This window comes from Pseudomonas sp. LAMO17WK12:I10, assembly GCF_900215185.1.
In the GTDB taxonomy this organism is placed as follows: domain Bacteria; phylum Pseudomonadota; class Gammaproteobacteria; order Pseudomonadales; family Pseudomonadaceae; genus Aquipseudomonas; species Aquipseudomonas chlororaphis.
On sequence record NZ_OBDX01000010.1, the window covers coordinates 155,791 to 179,006 of the forward strand.

Sequence of the window (23,216 nt, forward strand, 5' to 3'; positions counted from 1 at the left end):
GTACGATCACTGTTGACTACACCGTCACCGCCTGGTCGACCAGATGCCCGCGCTCGATGCGGATGTGCCGCGGGTGGAAACGCTTGAGGCTGCTGCGATGCCCGACGCTGACAATGCTCAGCCCCGGTAGCTGGTCGATCAGCGCCTGGTACAGGGTCGCCTCGTCTTCTTCGTCCATGGCCGAGGTGGCCTCATCCATGTACAGCCACTGCGGCGCATAGAGCAACGCACGGGCAAAGGCCAGGCGCTGCTGCTCGCCCGGGGACAACATGCGCTGCCAGTGATTGCTCTCGTCCAGGCGAGAAATCAGGTGCGGCAGTCGGCAGGTTTCCAGCACCTGCGCATAACGCTCCTGCGGGTAAGTGTCGCCCGACTGTGGATAACTCAAGGCTTCACGCAGGCTGCCAATCGGCAGGTAAGGCTTTTGCGGCAGGAACAGATAACGCTCGGCGGGCATGCGAATGCTGCCGTGACCGGCCGGCCAGAGCCGCCCCATCGCCCGCAGCAGGGTACTTTTGCCACTGCCGGAACGGCCGCTGAGCATCAGGCGCTCACCGGGAGTCACGGTCATCTCGGCACCGGCCAGCAGGTGCCGGCCGTCCGCCAGGTCCAGGCCAAGGTTATGCACCTGCAGGGTTTCACCCTGGCTCTGCACGTCGATGGCTGGCGCGCGCTCTTCGTTTTCGCTCATGGCCTGGCGGAAGCTCAGCAGCCGGTCGCAGGTGGCGCGCCATGCCGCGAGCTCGGAATAGGCGGTGATGAACCAGCTGAAGTTCTCCTGGACGTTGCCGAATGCCGAGTTGATCTGCATCAGCTCGCCCAGTTCGATCTTGCCCGTCAGGTAACGCGGGGCCGCGACGATGAAGGGGAAAATGATCGCGATCTGGCCGTAGCCCGAGGTGAAGAAGGTCAGGCGCTTGGACACTTTCATGATGTCCCAGAAGTTGTGCCAGACCATGCCGAAGCGAGCGCTAAGGCGTTTGTTCTCATTCGGCTCGCCGTCGTACAGGGCAATGCTCTCGGCATTCTCCCGCACCCGCACCATGGAAAAACGCAGGTCTGCCTCGAAACGTTGCTGGTTGTTGTTCAAGCCGATCAGGCGTCGACCGATCAGGTGCGTCAGCCAGCTGCCGACGGCGGCGTACACCAGGGCGCACCAGAACATGTAGCCGGGAATGGTGTAGCCGAAGACTTCGATACTGCCCGACACGCCCCACAGGATGATCGAGAACGACACCAGGCTGACCACGGTACGCAGCAGGCCCAGGGCGAGCCCCAGGGTATTGCTGGTGAAACTGTTGAGGTCTTCGGAAATCCGCTGGTCCGGGTTATCGGTGTAGCCGCCCTGCTCCAGCTGGTAGTAGTTCTTGTGGCCCAGCCAGCGAGCGAAGTGTTTTTCCGTGAGCCAGGCGCGCCAGCGGATGGTCAGCATCTGGGTCAGGTAGAGCCGGTAGACCGCGGCCAGGATGGCCACCGCGGCAATTCCGCAGAAATACAGGATCAGTTGCCAGAACGCCGCCTCGTCCTTCTTTTGCAGGGCGTTGTAGAAATCCTTGTACCAGCTGTTGATCCACACCGAGATCGCCACGCTGAACAGGGTCAGGGCGATCACCGCGAACAGCAGCAACCAGGCCTTGCCCTTCTCTTCACTGCGCCAGTAAGGCGTAGTCATTTCCCAGACACGACGGAAAAACTGCCCGCGCACAGCATCGTTGACCGCGGAATACTCAGCGTTCTGATTCATCATCAAGGCTCGATTGGGATAGGGACAAGCATCGAGCCGATCATAGAGGATCGGCTCGCTTTTTCACTTGTCCTGAAGACATTCGTTCAGTCGCGGTTCAGCGGCGAACCGGGCGCTTCTGCAACTTGCGTTGCAGCGTTCGGCGGTGCATGCCCAGGGCGCGGGCAGTGGCGGAGATGTTGCCTTCGTGTTCGGTCAGCACCCGCTGGATGTGCTCCCATTGCAGGCGGTCCACCGACATCGGGTTTTCCGGCACCAGGGTGTCGAGGTCGGCGTGCTCGGAGAGCAGCGCGGCCAGTACATCGTCGGCATCGGCCGGTTTGCACAGGTAGTTGCAGGCGCCGCGCTTGATCGCTTCGACCGCGGTGGCGATGCTCGAATAACCGGTGAGGATCACCACGCGCATCTCCGGATCGAGCTCGAGCAGCTTGGGCAGCAGCACCAGGCCGGAGTCGCCGTCCATCTTCAGGTCCAGCGCGGCGAAGTCCGGCAGGTCCTGCTGGGCGAGGGCCAGGCCTTCCTCGGCGGAACCCGCGGTGCTGACGCGAAAGCCGCGACGGCTCATGGCGCGCGCCATCACCCGGGTGAAGGTGGCGTCGTCATCCACCAGCAACAGATGCGGCAGTTCTTCGCCTTCGACTTGGATTTCTTCACTCATGTTGGTCTCCTCGGGCGCCGTGGGGCAGGCGCAGCTCGGTGAGCGTGCCGCCTTCCTCATGACTGTAGAGTTTCACTGAGCCGCCGGCGCGTGTCACGCTGGCTTTGCTCAAAAACAGGCCCAGGCCGAAACCTTTGCCCTTGGTGGTAAAAAACGGTTTGCCGATCTGCTCGGCGATGGCCAGCGGCACACCGGCGCCGTGGTCACGAATACTGATGGTCAGGTTCTCGGCGTCCCAATCCAGCTGGACTTCCAGCCCTTCCGGACAAGCATCGGCTGCATTGTTCAGCAGGTTGAGCAACGCCTGGGTCAGGTCCGGCGGCGGCGCCAGCCGCGGCATCGTGCCCTTGCCCAGCAGCTGGAAGCGGTAGCTGGCTTCGGGGCGCATCAGGTGCCAGCGGTTCAGCGCTTCGTCGAGCCAAACGGTGGCATCCTGCATCTCCACCGCCAGCCGGCGGTTGGCCTCGGCGGCGCGCACCAGTTGCTGCAGGGTTTCCTTGCACAGTTTGACCTGGTCCTGGAGCACGCCCAGGTCATCTTGCAGCATTGGGTCGAGGTGGTCCTGGCGCATTTCCTTGAGCAGCACGCTCATGGTCGCCAGGGGCGTTCCCAGTTCGTGGGCGGCGCCAGCGGCCTGGGTCGCGACAGCCAGCAACTGCTGGTCGCGCAGGCCCTCTTCGCGGCGGATCGCCCGCAACTCCTCCTGCCGCCGCAGCTCCTCGGCCATTCTCGCGGCAAAGAAGGTGATCACCGCCGCGGCCAGGGCGAAGCTCAGCCACATCCCGTAGATCTGCAGGTTCTCCCGGGCGATGGGGAAAGTCTGCAGCGGGTAGAACTGCGCCAGCAGCAAGGTGTACATGGTCAGCGCGATACCGGAAAGGACCACCGAATAGCGCCATGGCAAGGTGACGGCGGCGATGGTCAGCGGCACCAGGTAATAGGAGACGAAGGGGTTGGTCGAACCGCCGGAGAAATACAACAGGGCACTGTGGATAAACAAATCACAAGCCAGTTGCACGGCGTATTCCAGCTCGGTGACCGGCCACGAGGTGCGCAGGCGAATGGCAGTGAAGACGCAGAGAATCAGCGACAGGCCCAGGGTGATGGCCAGTTGCAGCCAGGGCAGCGGTAGCAGGTCGAACCAATAGGCGAGCCCCACCGAACCGGCCTGAGCGGCCAGAACCAGGATGCGGATGAAAGTCAGACGCCAGAGGTTCTGGCGAGTGGCGGAAAGCAGTTGTACGGGGGCGAGCATGAGCTCTCCTGATGAGCGCTCCAGGCGGATCGCGACGAGTATAACCAAGCAGCGGCCCAGACAGGCAAAACTGCGGCAAACCGCCACAGTCTTGGGCGGCTACCAAAGCCCCCGCAGTTGGCGTTGGGTTATAGATGTATAGAAGTTGTTAACGGGCCGAACCAGACAATAAAAGCTAGAGTCTGATGGTTTCACGCAGGCTGGGACCCAATACCTGCGGACCGCACTCAAGGAGTTTTCATGCATACATTCAGTCGCAGCGCCGCCCTTCTCGCCCTCAGCGCCGGCACCCTCGCCAGCCTGCCGGCCCTGGCCGCCGATGAGCTTCATTACAACCAGATCTCCCTGCGCGCCGAAGTCAGTCAGGAAGTGGCCCGCGACCTGATGATCGTCACCCTCTACAGCGAATCGCAGAACGCCGACCCGGCCAAGCTCGCCGCGGAAATCACCACCACCATGAACAAGGCCCTGGGCCAGGCACGCCAGGTCAAGGACATCACCTTGCGCCAGGGTAGCCGCAACAGCTACCCGATCTACGACACCAAGGGCCAGAAGATCACTGGCTGGCGCGAACGCGCCGAACTGCGCCTGGAAAGCTCGGACTTCGCCGCGCTGTCCAAGCTCACCGGCGAACTGCTGAGCGACCTGAAGATGGGCGGGATGGATTTCGCCATCGCCGACCCGACCCGCAAGGCCAGCGAAGACAAGCTGCTCAAGGAAGCGGTCGACGCCTTCAAGGCTCGTGCGCAGCTGACCACCGAAGCGCTGGGCGGCAAGGGCTACAAGATCGTCAACCTGAACTTCAACAGCAACGGTTATCCACAACCGTATCTGCGCGGACCGGTGATGATGAAAGCCGCGGGCATGGATGCGGCACCGGTCACTCCGGAAGTCGAGGCCGGCACCAGCCAGGTCAGCATGACCGCCGATGGCTCGATCGAAGTCCTGATGCCATAACGTTTTCCCTGCTCCCCAACGGCGGTAACCTGCAGCACAAATGAGGTTACCGCGTTTTTTTGCTAGCCACTGTTTCAACCCGAGCCTGAGGAACTCGCCTTTTTTTGGGGTAAAGGGGTGAGCTCGGCCACATCGGTGATGCTAAAGTTGCGGCCCCCGGTATTGCGCCTATCAGACGTGATTGACGTCCACCGGGTATACTGCGCCTTTCCTATAAGAGTCTCTCCAATGACCGCAGACCGCATCGGCGAACGCCTGCGTCGCTATCGCCGCGCCGCCAAGAAAACCCTGCGTCAGATCGCCAGCGAATCCGGTCTGACCGCCAGTTTCCTCTCCCAGGCGGAACGCAACCTCACCGGAGTCTCGATCTCCTCCCTGGTCAACATTGCCAAGTCCCTGAACGTTCCGCTGAACGCCCTCTTCGACCAGCCGACCCAGGCACAACCCGACTCCCACGACGGCAAGCGGGTGCGCTACACCATCGAAGGCCAGCCCCTCTCCTACGAGCGGCTGTCCAGCTCCTTTCCCGGCAACCTGATCAACGCGGTGAAGATGAACATACCGGTGGGCTACCAGTCGGAACTGATCTCCCATGATGGCGCCGAGTTCTCCTACGTTCTTGCGGGGCAGATTGTCTACACCATCGAGGGGCAGCAGTATCCCCTCGGCGCCGGCGACTCGGTGCACTTCGACTCGACCAAACCGCACTATCTGGCTAACGCCGGCAACGACCCGGCAGAAGTATTGACCGTCACGACCATGGGCCTGTTCGACGACCATTCGGCGGCCTGAACCCGCCCCGTGGCCGCCTGCACAACCTCACAGACACCTCCTGCGCAAGAGAAATGTTAGTCACGCTTAATTTTCGTTGACCACGATTTCAGCATGACTTAATTTCGGCATCGGCGAATCGTCAATCGACCCACAACAAAGCGATCGCCGGCGCCGCACAGGGTCCATGGGGCTGCATCCACTCCCCATAGAAGGCGAGTTGCCCCGGCCCACAAGGCCACTCCTCAGATACGCCCTAGAAAAAGAAAAAATGAGGTTTGCATGCGTAAGACCTTTCCGCTCCAGGTTTGGCAGACAGCGGGGCTGATCCTCGGCACCCCGCCATCACACGTCACCCGCAACCTCCACAGTGACAACTTCACTGCGAGCCACAACGTCAACACCGCCGACGATGTGCTGTGCACCCGCCATCGCCTGCAAGATCCCGGGCATCCGTTCTCCCGCGGCCTCCCTCAGCAAGTCGCCCTACTTCATCCGGTCAACCCAATGCGCCCAACATTTACGCCAGGCAGGCCAGGTCAGGCGGCTCAACCGAAGCCGGTCGACACCCACTCCAGCGACGCACCAATCAGAGGCACGACTCGCCCCGGATGCCCCGTAAGAAGGCAACCCATGCACCAGAAAAAACCAGCGCATACGGTCAAATTCGTCAATATTTATACAAATGCGTCATTCCTGTACGTTCGTTCCACTCCTTGATACTTGTGACGGCCCCGCATCTTGCATTGGGTATGGGGCCTGCATAAGTATCGGCGGGTCGACTCATAAGGTCGCCCTCTACACCAAAAATGACAACAAATCATGAGGCCACCATGTTCAAACAAGCAGTCATTCCGCTTTTAGTCAGCGCCGGCTTGCTCGCCAGCGCACCCTTCGCCCAGGCAGCGACTAACCTGGTGTTCTGCTCCGAAGGGAGCCCGGCCGGTTTCGACCCAGGCCAGTACACCACCGGAACCGACTTCGACGCCTCAGCAGAAACCATCTTCAACCGCCTCAGCCAGTTCGAGCGTGGCGGCACCGCCGTCGTTCCTGGCCTGGCGACCAGTTGGGACATTTCCGACGATGGCCTGACCTACACCTTCCATCTGCGCGATGGGGTGAAGTTCCACACCACGCCGTATTTCAAGCCGACCCGTGATTTCAACGCCGACGACGTGCTCTTCACGTTCAACCGCATGCTCGACAAGGACATGCCGTTCCGCAAGGCGTACCCCACCGAATTCCCTTACTTCACCGACATGGGGATGGACACCAACATCACCAAGGTCGAGAAAGTCGACGACAAGACCGTCAAGTTCACCCTGAAAACCGTAGACGCCGCGTTCATCCAGAACCTGGCGATGAGCTTCGCCTCCATCCAGTCCGCCGAGTACGCCGACCAGCTGCTCAAGGAAGGCAAGCCGGGCGACATCAACCAGAAGCCGATCGGCACTGGCCCGTTCGTGTTCAAGAGCTACCAGAAAGACTCCAACATCCGTTACACCGGCAACAAGGAGTACTGGAAGCCTGAAGACGTGAAGATCGACAACCTGATCTTCGCCATCACCACCGACCCGTCGGTACGCATCCAGAAGCTGAAAAAGAACGAATGCCAGGTCACCCTGTTCCCGCGCCCGGCCGACCTCAAGGCCCTGGGCGAGGACAAGACCCTCAAGCTGCCGCAGCAAGCCGGCTTCAACCTCGGCTACATCGCCTACAACGTGATGCCTGTGCTCAAGGGCCGCACCGACGCCAACCCGCTGGCCGACCTCAAGGTCCGCCAGGCGCTGGACATGGCGGTGAACAAGCAGCAGATCATTGACTCGGTCTACCAGGGCGCGGGCCAGCTGGCGGTCAACGCCATGCCACCGACCCAGTGGTCCTATGACGACACCATCAAGGATGCCAAGTACGACCCCGAGAAAGCCAAGGCGCTGCTCAAGGAAGCCGGCATCAAGGAAGGCACCCAGATCACCCTGTGGGCCATGCCGGTGCAGCGTCCGTACAACCCGAACGCCAAGCTGATGGCTGAAATGCTGCAGTCCGACTGGGCGAAGATCGGCCTGAAGGTCAACATCGTCAGCTACGAATGGGGCGAGTACATCAAGCGTTCCAAGGGCGGCGAGAACCAGGCGATGATCATCGGCTGGAGCGGCGACAATGGTGACCCGGACAACTGGCTCGGCACCCTGTTCGGCTGCGACGCCATGAACGGCAACAACTTCTCCAAATGGTGCGACAAGCCGTACGACGCACTGATCAAGCAAGCCAAGGCCACCCCGGACGTGGCCAAACGCACCGAGCTGTACAAGCAGGCGCAACACCTCCTCAAAGACCAGGTCCCGATGACACCTATCGCCCACTCGACGGTGTTCCAACCCATGCGCGCCAACGTGCAGGACTTCAAGATCAGCCCCTTTGGCCTGAACTCGTTCTACGGCGTCAGCATCAGCAAATAAGGGTCTGCAACGGCGACCTCAGCTGACGTCGCCGTTGCCTTACCTGCCAGGACTGCCGGAACTCGAACGCTCTTCCTCTTGCTGCGCCCCATCATGGTGAGTACGGGCATTTCGGAAGTTCCTTACATGTCTTTCAGGCTCTTTGGCATTTACTACCCATGCGGCGACCCCTACCGTCAAAGCATGGAGTGGTGCATCCATTGCCCGGCACTTGCTGCAAGCGAGACTTGGGATCGATGACATGACCGCCTCCGGATGGGGCGATTGCTCATCGATCAAAACAATAAAAGGGAGAGGGATCGTCATGCGTCATTCTCTGGTTTTATCCGCCCTGTTGGGCACGGGTCTGTTGACCGCAACCTCCGCCAGCCTGGCGGCCGGCAACAGCCTGGTGTTCTGCTCCGAAGGCAGCCCGGCCGGTTTCGACACCGCGCAATACACCACCGCCACCGACAACGACGCGGCAGAGCCGCTGTACAACCGCCTGGTGGAGTTCGAAAAAGGCGCAACCAATGTGGTGCCGGGCCTGGCCACCCGCTGGGATATTTCCGCGGACGGCCTGCAGTACACCTTCCATCTGCGCGAAGGGGTGAAGTTCCATACCACGCCGTACTTCAAGCCGACGCGTGATTTCAACGCCGACGACGTGGTCTTCACCTTCACCCGTATGCTCGACCCCGAGCATCCTTTCCGTAAGGCCTATCCGACCGAGTTTCCCTACTTCAACGGGATGAGCCTGAACAAGAACATCGCCAAGGTCGAGAAGACCGGGCCGCTGACCGTGGTGATGACCCTCAACTCGGTGGACGCCGCGTTCATCCAGAACATCGCCATGAGCTTCGCCGCGATTCTCTCGGCCGAATACGCCGACCAGTTGCTCAAGGCCGGCAAGCCCAGCGAGATCAACCAGAAGCCGATCGGCACCGGTCCGTTCGTATTCAAGAGCTACCAGAAAGACTCGAACATCCGCTACACCGCTAACAAGCAGTACTGGGACCCGAGCCGGGTCAAGCTCGACCAGCTGATTTTCGCCATCAACACCGATGCCTCGGTGCGCGTGCAGAAACTCAAGGCCGGCGAATGCCAGGTCACCCTGCACCCGCGGCCGGCCGATGTCGAAGCGCTGAAAAAAGACCCGAAACTGCAACTGATCGAAAAGCCCGGCTTCAACCTCGGCTACATCGCCTACAACGTTCGCCACAAGCCCTTCGACCAGCTCGAAGTGCGCCAGGCGCTGGACATGGCGGTGAACAAGCAGGGCATCCTCAACGCCGTGTACCAGGGCGCCGGCCAGTTGGCGGTCAATGCCATGCCGCCGACCCAGTGGTCCTACGACAGCAGCATCAAGGACGCCGCCTACAACCCGCAAAAGGCCCGTGAGCTGCTCAAGGCCGCCGGGGTCAAGGAAGGCACGAAAATCACCCTCTGGGCCATGCCCGTGCAGCGCCCCTACAACCCCAACGCCAAGCTGATGGCCGAAATGCTCCAGTCCGACTGGGGCAAGATCGGCCTGAAAGTGAAGATCGTCAGCTACGAATGGGGCGAGTACATCAAGCGCACCAAGAACGGCGAGCACGACATCAGCCTGATCGGCTGGACCGGCGACAACGGTGACCCGGACAACTGGCTCGGCACCCTGTACAGCTGCGACGCCATTGGCGGCAACAACTACTCCATGTGGTGCGACCCGCAGTACGACAAGCTGATCAAGCAGGCCAAGATCGTCACCGATCGCGAACAGCGCACAGCGCTCTACCAACAGGCCCAGCAGTTGCTCAAGCAGCAGGTACCGATCACCCCGGTCGCCCACTCGACGGTCAACCAGCCGTTAAGCGCCAAAGTCGAAGGATTCAAGGTCAGCCCCTTCGGCCGCAACGTGTTCTCGGGCGTCAGCATCGACCAATAAATGATTAACCAGGCCGCTGGGGGCGATATTCGCCCCCACGCAAATCTGTTGCCTGAATTCGGTGATCCCACCTCATGCAAACGTTTGCGATGCCTTGAATGAGTTGTAAAGCAAAAGCCGGTCAACCCAAAAAGACCGGCATAAAAATAAAGAAAGCAAAGGAGCTTCACCCATGAAACCGAGCAACACCGCGTTACTGGCCCTGGCCATCAGCAGCATCACGGCCATGGCCCATGCGGAAAGCGTGAGTCAGGAATTCGTTCCGACCGAACTGAACGGCACCAGCGCCCAGGCGGAGGCCAAGGGCTTCGTCGAAGGCCAGAGCCTGTCGGGCACGACCCGCAACTGGTACGCCAACGAGCTGAAGCGTCGTGACGACCGCTTCTCCTACAACCACAACGGCCAGCCGACTTCGACCCCACGCCGGATCAACTGGGTCCAGGGCACCATCCTCAACTACAGCTCGGGCTTCACCGAAGGCACTGTCGGGGTCAGCACCGAGGTGGCCGCCTACAACGCCATCGCGCTGGATCGTGACCGCAAGAACATCGCCGGCAAGAACAACCGTACCCTGACCCACTCCGACGGCGATGCTGTCGGCCAGTGGAGCAAACTGGGCCTGGCCAACGTCAAGTTCCGCGTCTCCAACACCACCCTGACCGCCGGTCGCCAGAACTTCAGCACGCCGATCGTCGACGTCATCGGCAACCGTGCCCTGCCTTCGAGTTTCGAAGGTGTGAGCCTGCACAGCGAAGAGTTCAACAACCTGTCGTTCGATCTGGCCGGTTTCGATCGCGTTTCGCCGCGTACCGAACAGAGCCTGTCGAAATTCCGCACCGAGTATTCCGCCACCGGCGTGGAAACCGACAAGGTCTACACCGCAGGTGTGAACTACCAGCCGTTCAAGAGCCTGAAAACCAGCCTGTATGGCGCCAACGTCAAAGACTTCTGGAACCAGTACTACTTCGGCGCCACCCACGAGCTGGGTGACAGCCAGGTATTGAGCCTGACCACCGGCCTGAACTACTACAAGACCGTCGACGAAGGTAAGAAGTTGATGGGCGAGATCGACAACGACACCTACTCGCTGTCGCTCGGCCTGGCTCACCAGGCCCACAGCCTGACCTTCTCCTACCAGCAAGTGAACGGTAACGAGTACTTCGACTACCTGCATGAAACCAACGGTATCTACCTGGCCAACTCCCTGCTCTCGGACTTCAACGGCCCGAACGAGAAGTCCTTCCAGATCGCCTACGGTCTGAACATGGCCGAATACGGCGTGCCAGGCCTGAAGTTCAACATCTACTCGGCACGCGGCTGGGGCATCGACGGTACCCACTACCGCGGCACCGCCTACACCGACCCAGGCGCCCAACGCGGCGACCTGAGCCTGATGGATGGCGAAACCCACTACGAATACGGTATTGGCGCGTCTTATGCAGTTCAGAGTGGTCCACTCAAGGCCACCGCCATTCGTGCGACCTACACCACCCACCGGGCCAGCGAACACCAGGCCGACGGCAACATCAACGAGTTCCGCCTGGTTACCACCATCCCGTTCAAGATTCTCTAAAAACACATCGGCTGGTTGGCGAATTCATGACGAATTCGCCATTCCAGCTACTCTGGTTCAACCGATTGCAGAGGGTTCTAGATGAAAATGCTTCCCCTGAAAGCGGCCATCGCCGCCGCACTGCTGAGCGTCGCCGCAGGCGTCTCGGCCAAGCCCTTGGTGGTCTGTACCGAAGCCAGCCCGGAAGGCTTCGATATGGTCCAGTACACGACTGCAGTCACTGCCGACGCGGTGGCGGAAACCATCTTCAACCGCCTGGTGGACTTCAAGCCCGGCACCACGGACATCGAGCCGGCCCTGGCCGAGTCCTGGGAGATCAGCCCGGACGGCCTGACCTACACCTTCCACCTGCGCAAAGGCGTCAAGTTCCACAGCACCGATTACTTCAAGCCGACCCGCGAGATGAACGCCGACGACGTGCTCTGGAGTTTCCAGCGTCAGCTGGACCCGAAACACCCGTGGCATGACAAGTCCAGCGTGGGCTTCCCCTATTTCGAGAGCATGGGCTTCAAGGAACTGCTCAAAAGCGTCGAGAAAACCGACGACCACACCGTGGTCTTCACCCTGACCCGGCGCGAAGCACCGTTCCTGGCCGACGTGGCCATGGCCTTCGCCTCGATCTTCCCGGCCGAATACGCCGACCAGCTGCTCAAGGCCGGCAAGCCCGGCGACCTCAACAGCAAGCCGATCGGCACCGGCCCGTTCATCTTCCAGCGCTACGCCAAGGACGCCCAGGTGCGGTTCAAGGCCAACCCGGACTACTTCCGTGGCAAGCCGCCGGCCGACGCACTGATCCTGGCGATCACCACCGATAACAATGTGCGCCTGCAGAAGCTCAAGGCCAATGAGTGCCAGGTCGCCCTGTATCCAAAACCCGACGACATCCCGAGCATCAAGGCCGACACCAACCTGAAGGTCGACGACCTGGCCGCCATGACCGTGGGCTACGTGGCCCTGAACACCACCAAGAAGTACATGAGCGACCCGCGTGTCCGTCAGGCCATCAACATCGCCTTCGACAAGGAAGCCTACGTCAACAGCCTGTACGGCAAGGGCAACGCGGTGGTCGGCACCGGCCCCTACCCGCCGACCCTGCTGGGCTTCAACACCAGCCTGGGCAACCCGGCCCGCGACCTGGACAAGGCCCGCGCCCTGATCAAGGAAGCCGGCGTGCCGGAAGGCACGGTCTTCACCCTGTTCACCCGCAACGGCGGTGGCCCGACCAACCCCAACCCGCTGCTCGGCGCGCAGATGATGCAGTCCGACCTGGCGAAGATCGGCCTCAAGATCGATATCCACGTCATGGAATGGGGCGAGATGCTCAAGCGCGCCAAGAACGGCGAGCACGACATGGTTTCTGCCGGCTGGGCGGGGGATAACGGGGACCCGGACAACTTCCTGACCCCCAACCTCAGTTGCGAGGCCGCCAAAAACGGCGAAAACTACGCTCGCTGGTGCAATAAAGCGTTCCAGAGCCTGATCGATCAGGCCCGCGCCGAATCCGAGCCGGCCAAACGAACCGCACTCTATGAACAGGCCCAGGACATTTTCGACAAGGAACAACCCTGGATCCCCATGGCCTATCCGAAAATGTTCACGGCAATGCGCAAGAACGTCGAGGGCTACCACCAGAGCCCCCTGACCACCAACAACTTCGCTACCACCCAGGTGAAGTAGATAAGAAACGCCCGGCATCCCTGACCCCAGGGGTGCCGGACACGCCTAACCGGCTGATGAGGTACACCAGAAGATGTTTAGTTTTATTGCCCGCCGTGTGGGGTTGTTGATTCCCACATTCTTCGGCATCACCTTGCTGACGTTCGCATTGATTCGCATGATTCCCGGCGATCCCGTGGAAGTCATGATGGGCGAGCGCCGGGTCGACCCTGAGATGCATGCCCAGGCAATGGAACGCCTTGGTCTGAACAAACCGCTGTATGCCCAGTACCTGGACTACATCGGCAAACTCGCCCAGGGCGACCTGGGTGAATCCCTGCGGACTCGCGAGAGTGTGTGGAGCGAATTCACTTCCCTGTTCCCCGCAACCCTGGAGCTGGCCTCGGCCGCGATGCTGTTCGCTGCCGTGATCGGCCTGCTGGCCGGGGTGATCGCCGCGCTGAAACGAGGATCCCTGTTCGACCACGGGGTGATGGGCATCTCCCTCGCGGGCTACTCGATGCCGATCTTCTGGTGGGGCCTGATCCTGATCATGTTCTTCTCCGTGAGCCTGGGCTGGACCCCGGTTTCCGGGCGGCTCGACCTGCTCTACGACATCGAGCCGAAAACCGGCTTCATGCTGATCGACACCCTGCTGGCCGATGACACCGGCGCCTTCTTCGACGCCCTGCACCACCTGATCCTGCCGGCCATCGTGCTTGGCACCATTCCGCTGGCGGTGATTGCGCGGATGACCCGTTCCTCGATGCTCGAAGTGCTGCGCGAAGACTACATCCGCACCGCCAAAGCCAAGGGCCTGTCGCCCGCCCGCGTGGTGTTCGTGCACGGCCTGCGCAACGCGCTGATCCCGGTGCTGACCGTGGTTGGCCTGCAAGTCGGCACCCTGTTGGCCGGCGCGGTCCTGACCGAAACCATCTTCTCCTGGCCCGGCATCGGCAAATGGCTGATCGAAGCCATCGGCGCCCGGGACTATCCCGTGGTGCAGAACGGCATCCTGTTGATCGCCTGCCTGGTGATCCTGGTCAACTTCGTGGTGGACATCCTCTACGGCTTTGCCAACCCACGCATTCGCCACCAGCGCTGAGGACAATACTCATGAGCACTCCAACCTCCTCAGTAGCCGTATCCGCCGTGGCCGTGGATCAAAGCCTGCTGTACCCGTCGCCGTACAAGGAATTCTGGCAGGCCTTCTCGCGCAACAAGGGCGCGGTGGCCGGCCTGCTGTTCATGCTGCTGGTAATCTTCTGCGCGATCTTCGCGCCCTGGGTCGCCCCGCATAACCCGAGCGAGCAATACCGCGACTTCCTGCTGACCCCGCCGGTCTGGCTCGAAGGCGGCCAATGGCAGTTCATCCTCGGCACCGACGAACTGGGCCGCGACCTGCTGTCGCGCCTGATCACCGGTTCGCGCCTGTCGCTGCTGATCGGCCTGTCGTCGGTGGTCATGTCGCTGATCCCGGGCATCCTCCTGGGCCTGTTCGCCGGCTTCTTCCCGCGCCTGCTCGGCCCGACCATCATGCGTCTGATGGACATCATGCTGGCCCTGCCATCCCTGCTGCTGGCCGTGGCGATCGTCGCCATCCTCGGCCCAGGCCTGATCAACACCGTGATCGCCATCGCCGTGGTATCGCTGCCGTCCTACGTGCGCCTGACCCGTGCCGCGGTGATGGGCGAGCTCAACCGCGACTACGTGACCGCCGCGCGCCTGGCCGGTGCCGGCCTGCCGCGCCTGATGTTCATCACCGTGCTGCCCAACTGCATGGCGCCGCTGATCGTCCAGGCGACCCTGAGCTTCTCCTCGGCGATTCTCGATGCCGCGGCCCTGGGCTTCCTCGGCCTTGGCGTCCAGCCGCCCACCCCGGAGTGGGGCACCATGCTGGCCTCGGCCCGCGACTACATCGAACGCGCCTGGTGGGTGGTGAGCCTGCCCGGCCTGACCATTTTGCTCAGCGTGCTGGCAATCAACCTGATGGGCGACGGCCTGCGCGATGCGCTGGACCCGAAACTCAAGAACGCCGCCTGAGGAGATTCCCATGTCACTGCTAGAAATCAAGAATCTCAACGTGCGCTTCGGCGACGCCCAGGCCGTTCCCGTGGTGGATGGCCTGGACCTGAACGTGGACAAGGGCGAAGTCCTGGCTATCGTCGGCGAATCCGGCTCCGGCAAGTCCGTGACCATGATGGCGCTGATGGGGCTGATCGAGCATCCCGGCATCGTCACCGCCGACGCCCTCAGCTTCGACGGCAAGGACATGCTCAAGCTCAGCGCCCGGCAACGCCGGCAGATCGTCGGCAAGGACCTGGCCATGGTTTTCCAGGACCCGATGACCGCGCTGAACCCGAGCTACACCGTGGGCTTCCAGATCGAGGAAGTGCTGCGCCTGCACCTGAAAATGTCCGGCAAGGCGGCCCGCAAGCGCGCCATCGAACTGCTGGAAAAAGTCGAGATCCCGGGCGCCGCCAGCCGCATGGACGCCTACCCGCACCAACTGTCCGGCGGCATGAGCCAGCGCGTGGCGATTGCCATGGCGATTGCCGGCGAGCCGAAGCTGCTGATCGCCGACGAACCGACCACCGCCCTGGACGTGACCATCCAGGCGCAGATCATGGAACTGCTACTCAACCTGCAACGCGAGCAGAACATGGGCCTGGTGCTGATTACCCACGACCTGGCGGTGGTCGCCGAGACCGCCCAGCGCGTGTGCGTGATGTACGCCGGGCAAGCGGTGGAAGTGGGCCAGGTGCCGGAGTTGTTCGACATCCCCGCCCATCCCTATACCGAAGCGCTGCTGGCAGCAATTCCCGAGCACAGCATGGGCGCCGCACGCCTGTCGACGTTGCCGGGCATCGTTCCCGGGCGCTACGACCGTCCGCAAGGCTGCCTGCTCTCGCCGCGCTGCCCGTACGTGCAGGAAAACTGCCGCCAGCAGCGTCCAGGCCTCGATCCGAAAGCCGCCAGCCTCGCCCGCTGCTTCTACCCGCTGAATCAGGAGGTGGCGTAATGGCCGTCGTTCTTACCGCCCGCAACCTGACCCGTCACTACGAAGTGTCCCGCGGCCTGTTCAAGGGCCATGCGACCGTTCGCGCCCTCAACGGCGTGTCGTTCGAGCTGGAAGCCGGCAAGACCCTCGCCGTGGTCGGCGAGTCCGGCTGCGGCAAGTCCACCCTGGCCCGGGCCCTGACCCTGATCGAAGAACCGTCTTCCGGCTCCTTGAAAATCGCCGGCCAGGAAGTCGCCGGCGCCGACAAGGCCCAGCGCAAGCAACTGCGCAAAGACGTGCAGATGGTGTTCCAGAGCCCCTACGCCTCGCTCAACCCACGGCAGAAGATCGGCGATCAACTGGCCGAGCCGCTGCTGATCAACACCCAGCTGTCGGCCAGCGAGCGTCGGGAAAAGGTCCAGGCGATGATGAAGCAGGTGGGCCTGCGCCCCGAGCATTATCAGCGCTACCCGCACATGTTCTCCGGCGGCCAGCGCCAGCGTATCGCCCTGGCGCGGGCAATGATGCTGCAACCGAAAGTGCTGGTGGCGGACGAACCGACCTCGGCCCTCGACGTGTCGATCCAGGCCCAGGTGCTGAACCTGTTCATGGACCTGCAGCAGGAGTTCAACACCGCTTACGTGTTCATCTCCCACAACCTGGCGGTGGTGCGTCACGTCGCCGACCACGTGATGGTGATGTACCTCGGCCGGCCGGTGGAAATGGGCCCGAAAGAGGACATCTACACCCGTCCGCTGCACCCTTACACCCAGGCGTTGTTGTCGGCCACACCGACCATTCACCCGGACCCGGACAAGCCGAAGATCAAGATCGTCGGCGAATTGCCCAACCCGCTGAACCCGCCATCCGGCTGTGCGTTCCACAAGCGCTGCCCGTACGCTACCGAGCGTTGCAGCAGCGAAGAGCCGGCCCTGCGCCTGCTCGACACCCGCCAGGTGGCCTGCCACTACGCCGAACAGTTCCTCGGCTGAGCCGGCAAAAAAAGGCGCCGCGGTGACCCGCGGCGCCTCATCTGTGTTGACCAAACCCCTTCTGCCGGATTGCGCATCAGTCCGACAGGAGGGGTTTCTTTTTCCGCCAGCCTGGCTCAGCCCTGGCTAGCTTCGTCGTCGCTGTCGGGATCCGGCTCGTCGGTGGTCGAATCGTCATCGCCCTCGCTACCACCCTGTCCCTGATCGCCCGGCTCGGATTCCGACTTGGCGATCATCTGCACCCCGTTCTGCAAATGCCCCGGCCCCCAGAAACCCGGCCCCCGTGCGGCCTGGTCGCCGGCCCAGGCCGCGGACATGCCCAGCGACAACAGCACCAGCACCTTGAGTAACAGCACACCCCGTTGGAAGACATTCATGTTGATTCCGTCCCTTTATGTAGGTGAATCAATGATGGCCACAGGCCCTGACCTGCAAGGCGCGGCTTCGTATGAAACCCAGCCCCTGAAACCTAGCCCCGAAGCCAGCGCTTTTCCAGATAGGAAGCTAGCTATCCGCCCACTGGATAGACGGCTTTCGACTAGGCCCTAAAACCTGCGGTTATGCCCCACAGGTGTGCGTGCATCACCTATCCACGGATATAAAAAAGCCCCGCTGTTTGCACAGCGGGGCTTTTTTGTGAGGCTTGGCTCAGACCTTAGTGATGCTCGCGGGTCGCGCGGAATTTCACGTCGGGCCAGCGCTCTTCCATCAGCGCCAGGTTGACCCGGGTCGGGGCCAGGTAGGTCAGGTGACCGCCACCGTCCAGTGCCAGGTTTTCCACGGCCTTGTTGGAGAATTCCTCGAGTTTCTTCTTGTCGCTGCAATCGATCCAGCGCGCGGACCACACGGTGATCGGCTCGTAGGAGCACTCGACCTTGTATTCCTCTTTCAGGCGGCTGGCGACCACATCGAACTGCAGCACACCGACGGCGCCGAGGATGATGTCGTTGCTGCGCTCGGGGAAGAACACCTGGGTCGCGCCTTCTTCGGCCAGCTGTTGCAGGCCCTGGCGTAGTTGTTTGGATTTCAGCGGGTCCTTCAGGCGCACGCGGCGGAACAGCTCCGGGGCGAAGTGCGGGATACCGGTGAAGCCCAGGGCTTCGCCTTCGGTGAAGGTGTCGCCGATCTGGATGGTGCCGTGGTTGTGCAAGCCGATGATGTCGCCGGCGTAGGCTTCTTCGAGCTGTTCACGCTCGGAGGAGAAGAAGGTCAGCGCATCACCGATGCGCACGTCCTTGCCGGTGCGCACGTGGCGCATCTTCATGCCTTTCTCGTACTTGCCCGAGCAGATGCGCATGAAGGCGATCCGGTCGCGGTGTTTCGGGTCCATGTTCGCCTGGATCTTGAACACGAAGCCGGTGAACTTCTCTTCCTGCGGCTCCACGGTGCGCTCGTTGGCCACGCGCGCCAGCGGCAGCGGCGCCCAGTCGACGACGGCGTCGAGCACGTGGTCGACCCCGAAGTTGCCCAGGGCGGTACCGAAAAACACCGGGGTCAGCTGGCCGTCCATGAACGCCTGCTGGTCGAACTCATGGCAGGCGCCCTGCACCAGCTCCAGCTGCTCGATGAAGCGCTCGTACTCGTCGCCCAGGTGGGCGCGGGCTTCATCGGAATCGAGCTTCTCGATGATCTTGGTTTCGGTGCGCTCGTGACCGTGGCCGGGGGTGTAGACGATGATGTAGTCGCCCGCCAGGTGGTACACACCCTTGAAGTCGCGGTAGCAACCGATCGGCCAGGTGATGGGTGCCGCCTTGATCTTCAGGACCGCTTCGATTTCGTCGAGCAGTTCGATCGGGTCGCGGATGTCACGGTCGAGTTTGTTGATGAAGCTGACGATCGGCGTGTCGCGCAGACGGCAGACGTCCATCAGGGCAATGGTCCGTGGCTCTACGCCCTTACCGCCGTCGAGCACCATCAGCGCCGAGTCCACCGCGGTCAGGGTGCGGTAGGTGTCTTCCGAGAAGTCTTCGTGGCCCGGGGTGTCGAGCAGGTTGATCATGTGTTCGCGATAAGGGAACTGCATGACCGACGTGGTAATGGAAATACCCCGCTGCTTCTCCATCTCCATCCAGTCGGAGGTGGCGTGGCGGTCGGACTTGCGGGACTTCACCGTACCGGCAACGGCAATCGCCTTGCCCATCAGCAAGAGCTTCTCGGTGATGGTGGTTTTACCCGCATCCGGGTGGGAAATAATGGCGAAAGTGCGGCGTTTCGCGACTTCGGCGGCCTGTTTGGTCATGGGAAATCGCCTGGCAGGTGATTCAAAAAAAGGGCGGCGAGTATAGCGCAAAGCAAGCTCCACGGACCACCGTTCGGCCCTCCCCCCTGCAACCCTTGCCCTGTAGCCGCTGCCGAGCGCAGCGAGGTTGCGATCAGGCTGGGCGGTATTGCGACATAGCGCTCGCAAACACTGAATACACCGTTTGGCTGAACCACCGCACCGCCTGGTTCTGCGACGGCTGCGCCGCCGATCGCAGCCTCGCTGCGCTCGGCAGCGGCTACAGATGCCAGGTATCAGAGATATCGGAGTTATGGGATTGAGGGTGGCCAAACGCTGCCAAATATGGAACCTTTTAAAAGGTGGAGGCGTCCACTCCCCTGTTACGAGCTTTCGTCAGGGGTAGAAAAATCAGCAAGTTAGCCTGACGAGGCTATGCGTATGGCTCGATCCCGCGCTGTTTCCAGCGCAGCGACGAGCTGCTTCTCGCGACCGTTCTTTTGGCAGCCAGGTATGGCCTTGCCACACGAAAGAATGCTCGCCGACATGAAAAAGGAGTCCGCCTGTGGCTATTCGCTATGGCAAAGGGCTGATAGGAGGCGCGGCGGTCATCGCTCTCCTGGCCCTGCTGGTCCACTGGATCGGCATCAGTACGATCGAACACTACCGCGACGATCTGTTGTTTTACCTGCAAGCCCATCTGTACCTGGTACTCGCTTCAATGTTCGCCGCCCTCGTGGTGGGGATACCCGCCGGCATCTTCCTCAGCCGACCGCAAATGGTCGGGCGTGCCGAGCGCTTCATGCAGGTGTTCAACATCGGTAACACCGTCCCTCCCCTGGCCGTCCTGGCCATCGCTCTGGGGATCCTCGGCATCGGCAGCGGGCCGGCCATCTTCGCCTTGTTCCTCGCCTCCTTGCTGCCCATCGTGCGCAACACCTACGAAGGCCTGAAAAACGTCCAGGGTTCCCTCAAGGAAGCCGCCGTCGGCATCGGCATGACGCCGCGCCAGGTGCTGTGGAAAGTCGAGCTGCCCAACGCCGTGCCGATCATCATCGGTGGCGTGCGCGTGGCCCTGGCGATCAACGTCGGTACCGCGCCGCTGGCCTTCCTGATCGGCGCCAACAGCCTTGGCAGCCTGATCTTCCCCGGCATCGCCCTGAACAATCAGCCGCAACTGCTGCTCGGCGCGGCCTGCACCGCCTTGCTGGCGCTGCTGCTCGACGGCCTGGTGACACTGGCCAGCCGCCTCTGGCTGGAACGCGGCCTGCGCCCGTCTTAAGCCTGCGCGAAGGAATTCACATGAAAAAAATAGCTTTGATCATAGGCTGCGTCCTGCTGTGCGCGGGAATTGCCCAGGCCGCGCAAAAGCCGGTGATCCGCATCGGCGCCCGGGTCTTCACCGAGCAGACGCTGCTGGCGGAAATCACCTCGCAGTACCTGCGCAGCAAGGGTTACGACACCCGGGTCACCGGCGGCCTGGGCAGCAACCTGGCACGCAGCGCCCACGAAAGCGGGCAGCTGGACATGCTCTGGGAATACACTGGGGTGTCCCTGGTGGCCTACAACCACGTGACGGAAAAACTCGACAGCCAACAGTCCTATGAGCGGGTCAAGGAGCTCGACGGGAAAAAAGGCCTGGTCTGGCTGACCCCGTCGAAGTTCAGCAATACCTACGCCCTGGCCTTGCCGAAAAACGTCGCGGACGCATACCCGCAGATCAACAGCGTCAGCGACCTGAAACACGTCCTCGACGCCGAACGCCAGGACCACCATCTGATCGCCCTGGACACCGAGTTCGCCAACCGCTCCGACGGCCTGCAAGGCATGGTCAAGCTGTACGGCATGGACCTGACCCGCAAGAACATCCGGCAGATGGACGCCGGGCTGGTCTACACCGCCCTGCGCAACGGCCAGGTGTTCGCCGGCCTGGTCTACACCACCGACGGCCGGCTCAATGCCTTCAACCTGAAATTGCTCAACGACGACCTGCATTACTTCCCGGACTACACCGCGGCCCCCGTGGTGCGCCAGGCCTACCTCGACGCCCACCCGCAACTGGCCGCCGACCTCAAGCCGCTGGCCGAACTGTTCGACGACGAAACCATGCGCCAGCTCAACGCCCGGGTCGACGTCGACCATGAAAGCCCATCCGCCGTTGCCGCAGATTTCCTGCGCCAGCATCCACTGAATTGAGGGAGGAAAGAGCCATGGAATTTCTCAACGCCTTTTCCCATCTCGACTGGCAGCAAGTCATCCAGCTGACCTGGCAGCACATCACCCTGGTGGGCATCGCCGTGACCCTGGCGATCCTCTTCGGCGTGCCCCTGGGCATCCTGATGACCCGCTTCCCGAGCCTGGCCGGGCCGCTGCAAGCCAGCGCCACCGTGCTGCTGACCATCCCGTCGATCGCCCTGTTCGGCCTGCTGCTGCCGTTCTACTCCAGGTTCGGCCAGGGCCTGGGGCCGCTGCCGGCGATCACCGCGGTGTTTCTCTACTCCCTGCTGCCGATCATGCGTAACACCTACCTGGCGCTGACCGGCGTCGAGCCGGGGATTCGCGAAGCGGCCCGCGGCATCGGCATGACCTTCGGCCAGCGCCTGCGCATGGTCGAGTTGCCGATCGCCGTGCCGGTGATCCTCGCCGGCGTGCGTACCGCGGTGGTGATGAACATCGGTGTCATGACCATCGCCGCCACCATCGGTGCCGGCGGCCTGGGTGTGCTCATTCTTGCTTCCATCAGCCGCAGCGACATGTCGATGCTGATCGTCGGCGCGGTGCTGGTCAGCCTCCTGGCCATCTTCGCCGACCTGCTTCTGCAATGGCTGCAACGTTCGCTGACTCCAAAAGGACTGCTCAAATGATCGAACTTCAAAACCTGACCAAGACCTTCCAAAGCAACGGCAAGACCATCACCGCCGTTGACTCCGTAAGCCTGACCGTCAATGAAGGCGAAATCTGCGTGTTCCTCGGGCCATCGGGCTGCGGCAAAAGCACCACGCTGAAGATGATCAACCGCCTGATCATGCCGACCTCGGGCAAGGTGCTGATCAATGGCGAAGACACCACCGGCCTCGACGAAGTGACCCTGCGCCGCAACATCGGCTACGTGATCCAGCAGATCGGCCTGTTCCCCAACATGACCATCGAGGAAAACATTGTGGTGGTGCCCAAGCTGCTGGGTTGGGACAAGCAGAAATGCCATGACCGCGCCCGCGAACTGATGAGCATGATCAAGCTGGAACCCAAGCAATATCTGCATCGCTACCCACGGGAACTGTCCGGCGGCCAGCAACAGCGGATCGGCGTGATCCGCGCGCTGGCGGCCGATGCGCCGTTGCTGCTGATGGACGAACCTTTCGGCGCGGTCGACCCGATCAACCGCGAGATGATCCAGAACGAGTTCTTCGAAATGCAGCGGGCGCTGAACAAGACCGTGATCATGGTCAGCCACGACATCGACGAGGCCATCAAGCTCGGCGACAAGATCGCCATCTTCCGCGCCGGCAAGCTGTTGCAGATCGACCATCCAGATACCCTGCTGGCCCATCCGGCGGACGACTTCGTCAGCAACTTCGTCGGCCAGGACAGCACCCTCAAGCGCCTGCTGCTGGTGAAGGCCGAGGACGCCGCCGACAACGCGCCGTCGGTGAGCCCGGAAACCCCGGTGGCCGACGCCCTGGAACTGATGGACGAACACGACCGCCGCTACCTGGTGGTGACCTGCGCCGACAACAAGGCCCTGGGGTATGTGCGCCGCCGTGACCTGCACCGCCAGACCGGCACCTGCGCCCAGTACCTGCGCGAGTTCAACGCCACCGCGGCCTACGACGAACACCTGCGCATCCTGCTGTCGCGGATGTACGAGTTCAACCGTTCGTGGCTGCCGGTGCTGGATGCCGAGCGGGTGTTCCTCGGCGAAGTGACCCAGGAATCGATTGCCGCCTACCTCAGCTCCGGCCGCTCGCGCGGCATGAAAACCAACATCGTCTCGCCGGCCGAGACTGCACTGGCCTGACCTGCCGC

At 62.1% G+C, this 23,216-nt stretch carries 20 protein-coding genes; 15 read left to right on the forward strand and 5 right to left on the reverse strand.

The genetic code is table 11. The features are described 5' to 3' along the window. Window positions 1-16: 16 nt before the first annotated feature. The 3 genes from CRO75_RS13825 to CRO75_RS13835 all read right to left on the reverse strand — a co-directional run bounded on the left by CRO75_RS13825 (window position 17) and on the right by CRO75_RS13835 (window position 3,657). Window positions 17-1,744 (reverse strand): ABC transporter ATP-binding protein/permease, encoded by a 1,728-nt coding sequence (locus tag CRO75_RS13825; RefSeq protein WP_085529828.1) that lies wholly within the window; start codon window positions 1,742-1,744, stop codon window positions 17-19. Window positions 1,745-1,841: 97 nt separating this feature from the next. Beyond that, entirely contained in the window at window positions 1,842-2,402 is a 561-nt protein-coding gene (locus tag CRO75_RS13830; protein WP_009042166.1) for a response regulator transcription factor, read from the reverse strand. Next, a complete protein-coding gene (locus tag CRO75_RS13835; RefSeq protein ID WP_062823674.1) occupies window positions 2,395-3,657 on the reverse strand; it encodes an ATP-binding protein in 1,263 nt (420 codons plus the stop codon). The genes CRO75_RS13830 and CRO75_RS13835 overlap by 8 nt, the downstream gene beginning before the upstream one ends. Window positions 3,658-3,897: 240 nt before the next feature. Here CRO75_RS13835 and CRO75_RS13840 point away from each other — a divergent pair, with 240 nt between their 5' ends. The 11 genes from CRO75_RS13840 to CRO75_RS13890 all read left to right on the forward strand — a co-directional run bounded on the left by CRO75_RS13840 (window position 3,898) and on the right by CRO75_RS13890 (window position 16,972). Beyond that, complete coding sequence (locus CRO75_RS13840) at window positions 3,898-4,614, forward strand: SIMPL domain-containing protein (RefSeq protein ID WP_097135983.1); 717 nt, start codon at window positions 3,898-3,900, stop codon at window positions 4,612-4,614. A gap of 228 nt (window positions 4,615-4,842) precedes the next feature. Next, a complete protein-coding gene (locus tag CRO75_RS13845) occupies window positions 4,843-5,406 on the forward strand; it encodes a cupin domain-containing protein (RefSeq protein ID WP_038582113.1) in 564 nt (187 codons plus the stop codon). Between the two features lie 261 nt (window positions 5,407-5,667). Next, the gene (locus CRO75_RS13850; RefSeq protein ID WP_097135985.1) at window positions 5,668-6,105 is read left to right on the forward strand and encodes a hypothetical protein; all 438 of its coding nucleotides are present in this window, start codon (window positions 5,668-5,670) and stop codon (window positions 6,103-6,105) included. 113 nt (window positions 6,106-6,218) lie between these two features. Further along, window positions 6,219-7,844 carry an ABC transporter substrate-binding protein gene (locus tag CRO75_RS13855; protein WP_009046971.1) on the forward strand — a complete coding sequence of 542 codons (1,626 nt, stop codon included), beginning with the start codon at window positions 6,219-6,221 and terminating at the stop codon, window positions 7,842-7,844. Between the two features lie 304 nt (window positions 7,845-8,148). Further along, on the forward strand, window positions 8,149-9,750 hold the full coding sequence (locus CRO75_RS13860) for an ABC transporter substrate-binding protein (RefSeq protein WP_097135987.1): 1,602 nt from the start codon (window positions 8,149-8,151) through the stop codon (window positions 9,748-9,750). A 172-nt stretch (window positions 9,751-9,922) separates the two neighbouring features. Further along, window positions 9,923-11,323: an OprD family porin gene (locus CRO75_RS13865; protein WP_097135989.1), complete on the forward strand. Its 1,401-nt coding sequence runs from the start codon at window positions 9,923-9,925 to the stop codon at window positions 11,321-11,323. A gap of 81 nt (window positions 11,324-11,404) precedes the next feature. Then, entirely contained in the window at window positions 11,405-13,000 is a 1,596-nt protein-coding gene (locus tag CRO75_RS13870; protein WP_097135991.1) for an ABC transporter substrate-binding protein, read from the forward strand. Between the two features lie 73 nt (window positions 13,001-13,073). Beyond that, window positions 13,074-14,084, forward strand: a complete 1,011-nt coding sequence (locus CRO75_RS13875; RefSeq protein ID WP_007927028.1) for an ABC transporter permease subunit — start codon at window positions 13,074-13,076, stop codon at window positions 14,082-14,084. Between the two features lie 11 nt (window positions 14,085-14,095). Continuing rightward, on the forward strand, window positions 14,096-15,022 hold the full coding sequence (locus tag CRO75_RS13880) for an ABC transporter permease subunit (protein ID WP_007927027.1): 927 nt from the start codon (window positions 14,096-14,098) through the stop codon (window positions 15,020-15,022). Window positions 15,023-15,032: 10 nt separating this feature from the next. Further along, on the forward strand, window positions 15,033-16,001 hold the full coding sequence (locus CRO75_RS13885) for an ABC transporter ATP-binding protein (protein WP_009042158.1): 969 nt from the start codon (window positions 15,033-15,035) through the stop codon (window positions 15,999-16,001). Continuing rightward, a complete protein-coding gene (locus CRO75_RS13890; RefSeq protein ID WP_009042157.1) occupies window positions 16,001-16,972 on the forward strand; it encodes a peptide ABC transporter ATP-binding protein in 972 nt (323 codons plus the stop codon). Before CRO75_RS13885 ends, CRO75_RS13890 begins: the two co-directional genes overlap by 1 nt. Before the next feature lie 116 nt (window positions 16,973-17,088). Here CRO75_RS13890 and CRO75_RS13895 read toward each other — a convergent pair whose 3' ends face one another. Both CRO75_RS13895 and CRO75_RS13900 read right to left on the reverse strand, forming a co-directional pair. Beyond that, window positions 17,089-17,349, reverse strand: a complete 261-nt coding sequence (locus CRO75_RS13895) for a hypothetical protein (protein WP_097135993.1) — start codon at window positions 17,347-17,349, stop codon at window positions 17,089-17,091. A 278-nt stretch (window positions 17,350-17,627) separates the two neighbouring features. Continuing rightward, on the reverse strand, window positions 17,628-19,211 hold the full coding sequence (locus CRO75_RS13900; RefSeq protein WP_007923830.1) for a peptide chain release factor 3: 1,584 nt from the start codon (window positions 19,209-19,211) through the stop codon (window positions 17,628-17,630). A gap of 544 nt (window positions 19,212-19,755) precedes the next feature. Between CRO75_RS13900 and CRO75_RS13905 the strand changes: the two genes are divergently transcribed. From CRO75_RS13905 to CRO75_RS13920, 4 genes are read left to right on the forward strand one after another with little or no spacing between them, the layout of a single operon-like run. Continuing rightward, entirely contained in the window at window positions 19,756-20,472 is a 717-nt protein-coding gene (locus tag CRO75_RS13905; protein ID WP_009042154.1) for an ABC transporter permease, read from the forward strand. Between the two features lie 20 nt (window positions 20,473-20,492). Next, on the forward strand, window positions 20,493-21,386 hold the full coding sequence (locus CRO75_RS13910; RefSeq protein ID WP_085529822.1) for a glycine betaine ABC transporter substrate-binding protein: 894 nt from the start codon (window positions 20,493-20,495) through the stop codon (window positions 21,384-21,386). A gap of 14 nt (window positions 21,387-21,400) precedes the next feature. Beyond that, window positions 21,401-22,054 carry an ABC transporter permease gene (locus CRO75_RS13915; RefSeq protein ID WP_053259627.1) on the forward strand — a complete coding sequence of 218 codons (654 nt, stop codon included), beginning with the start codon at window positions 21,401-21,403 and terminating at the stop codon, window positions 22,052-22,054. Beyond that, on the forward strand, window positions 22,051-23,208 hold the full coding sequence (locus CRO75_RS13920) for an ABC transporter ATP-binding protein (protein ID WP_097135995.1): 1,158 nt from the start codon (window positions 22,051-22,053) through the stop codon (window positions 23,206-23,208). Before CRO75_RS13915 ends, CRO75_RS13920 begins: the two co-directional genes overlap by 4 nt. The last annotated feature ends 8 nt before the right edge of the window (window positions 23,209-23,216 follow it).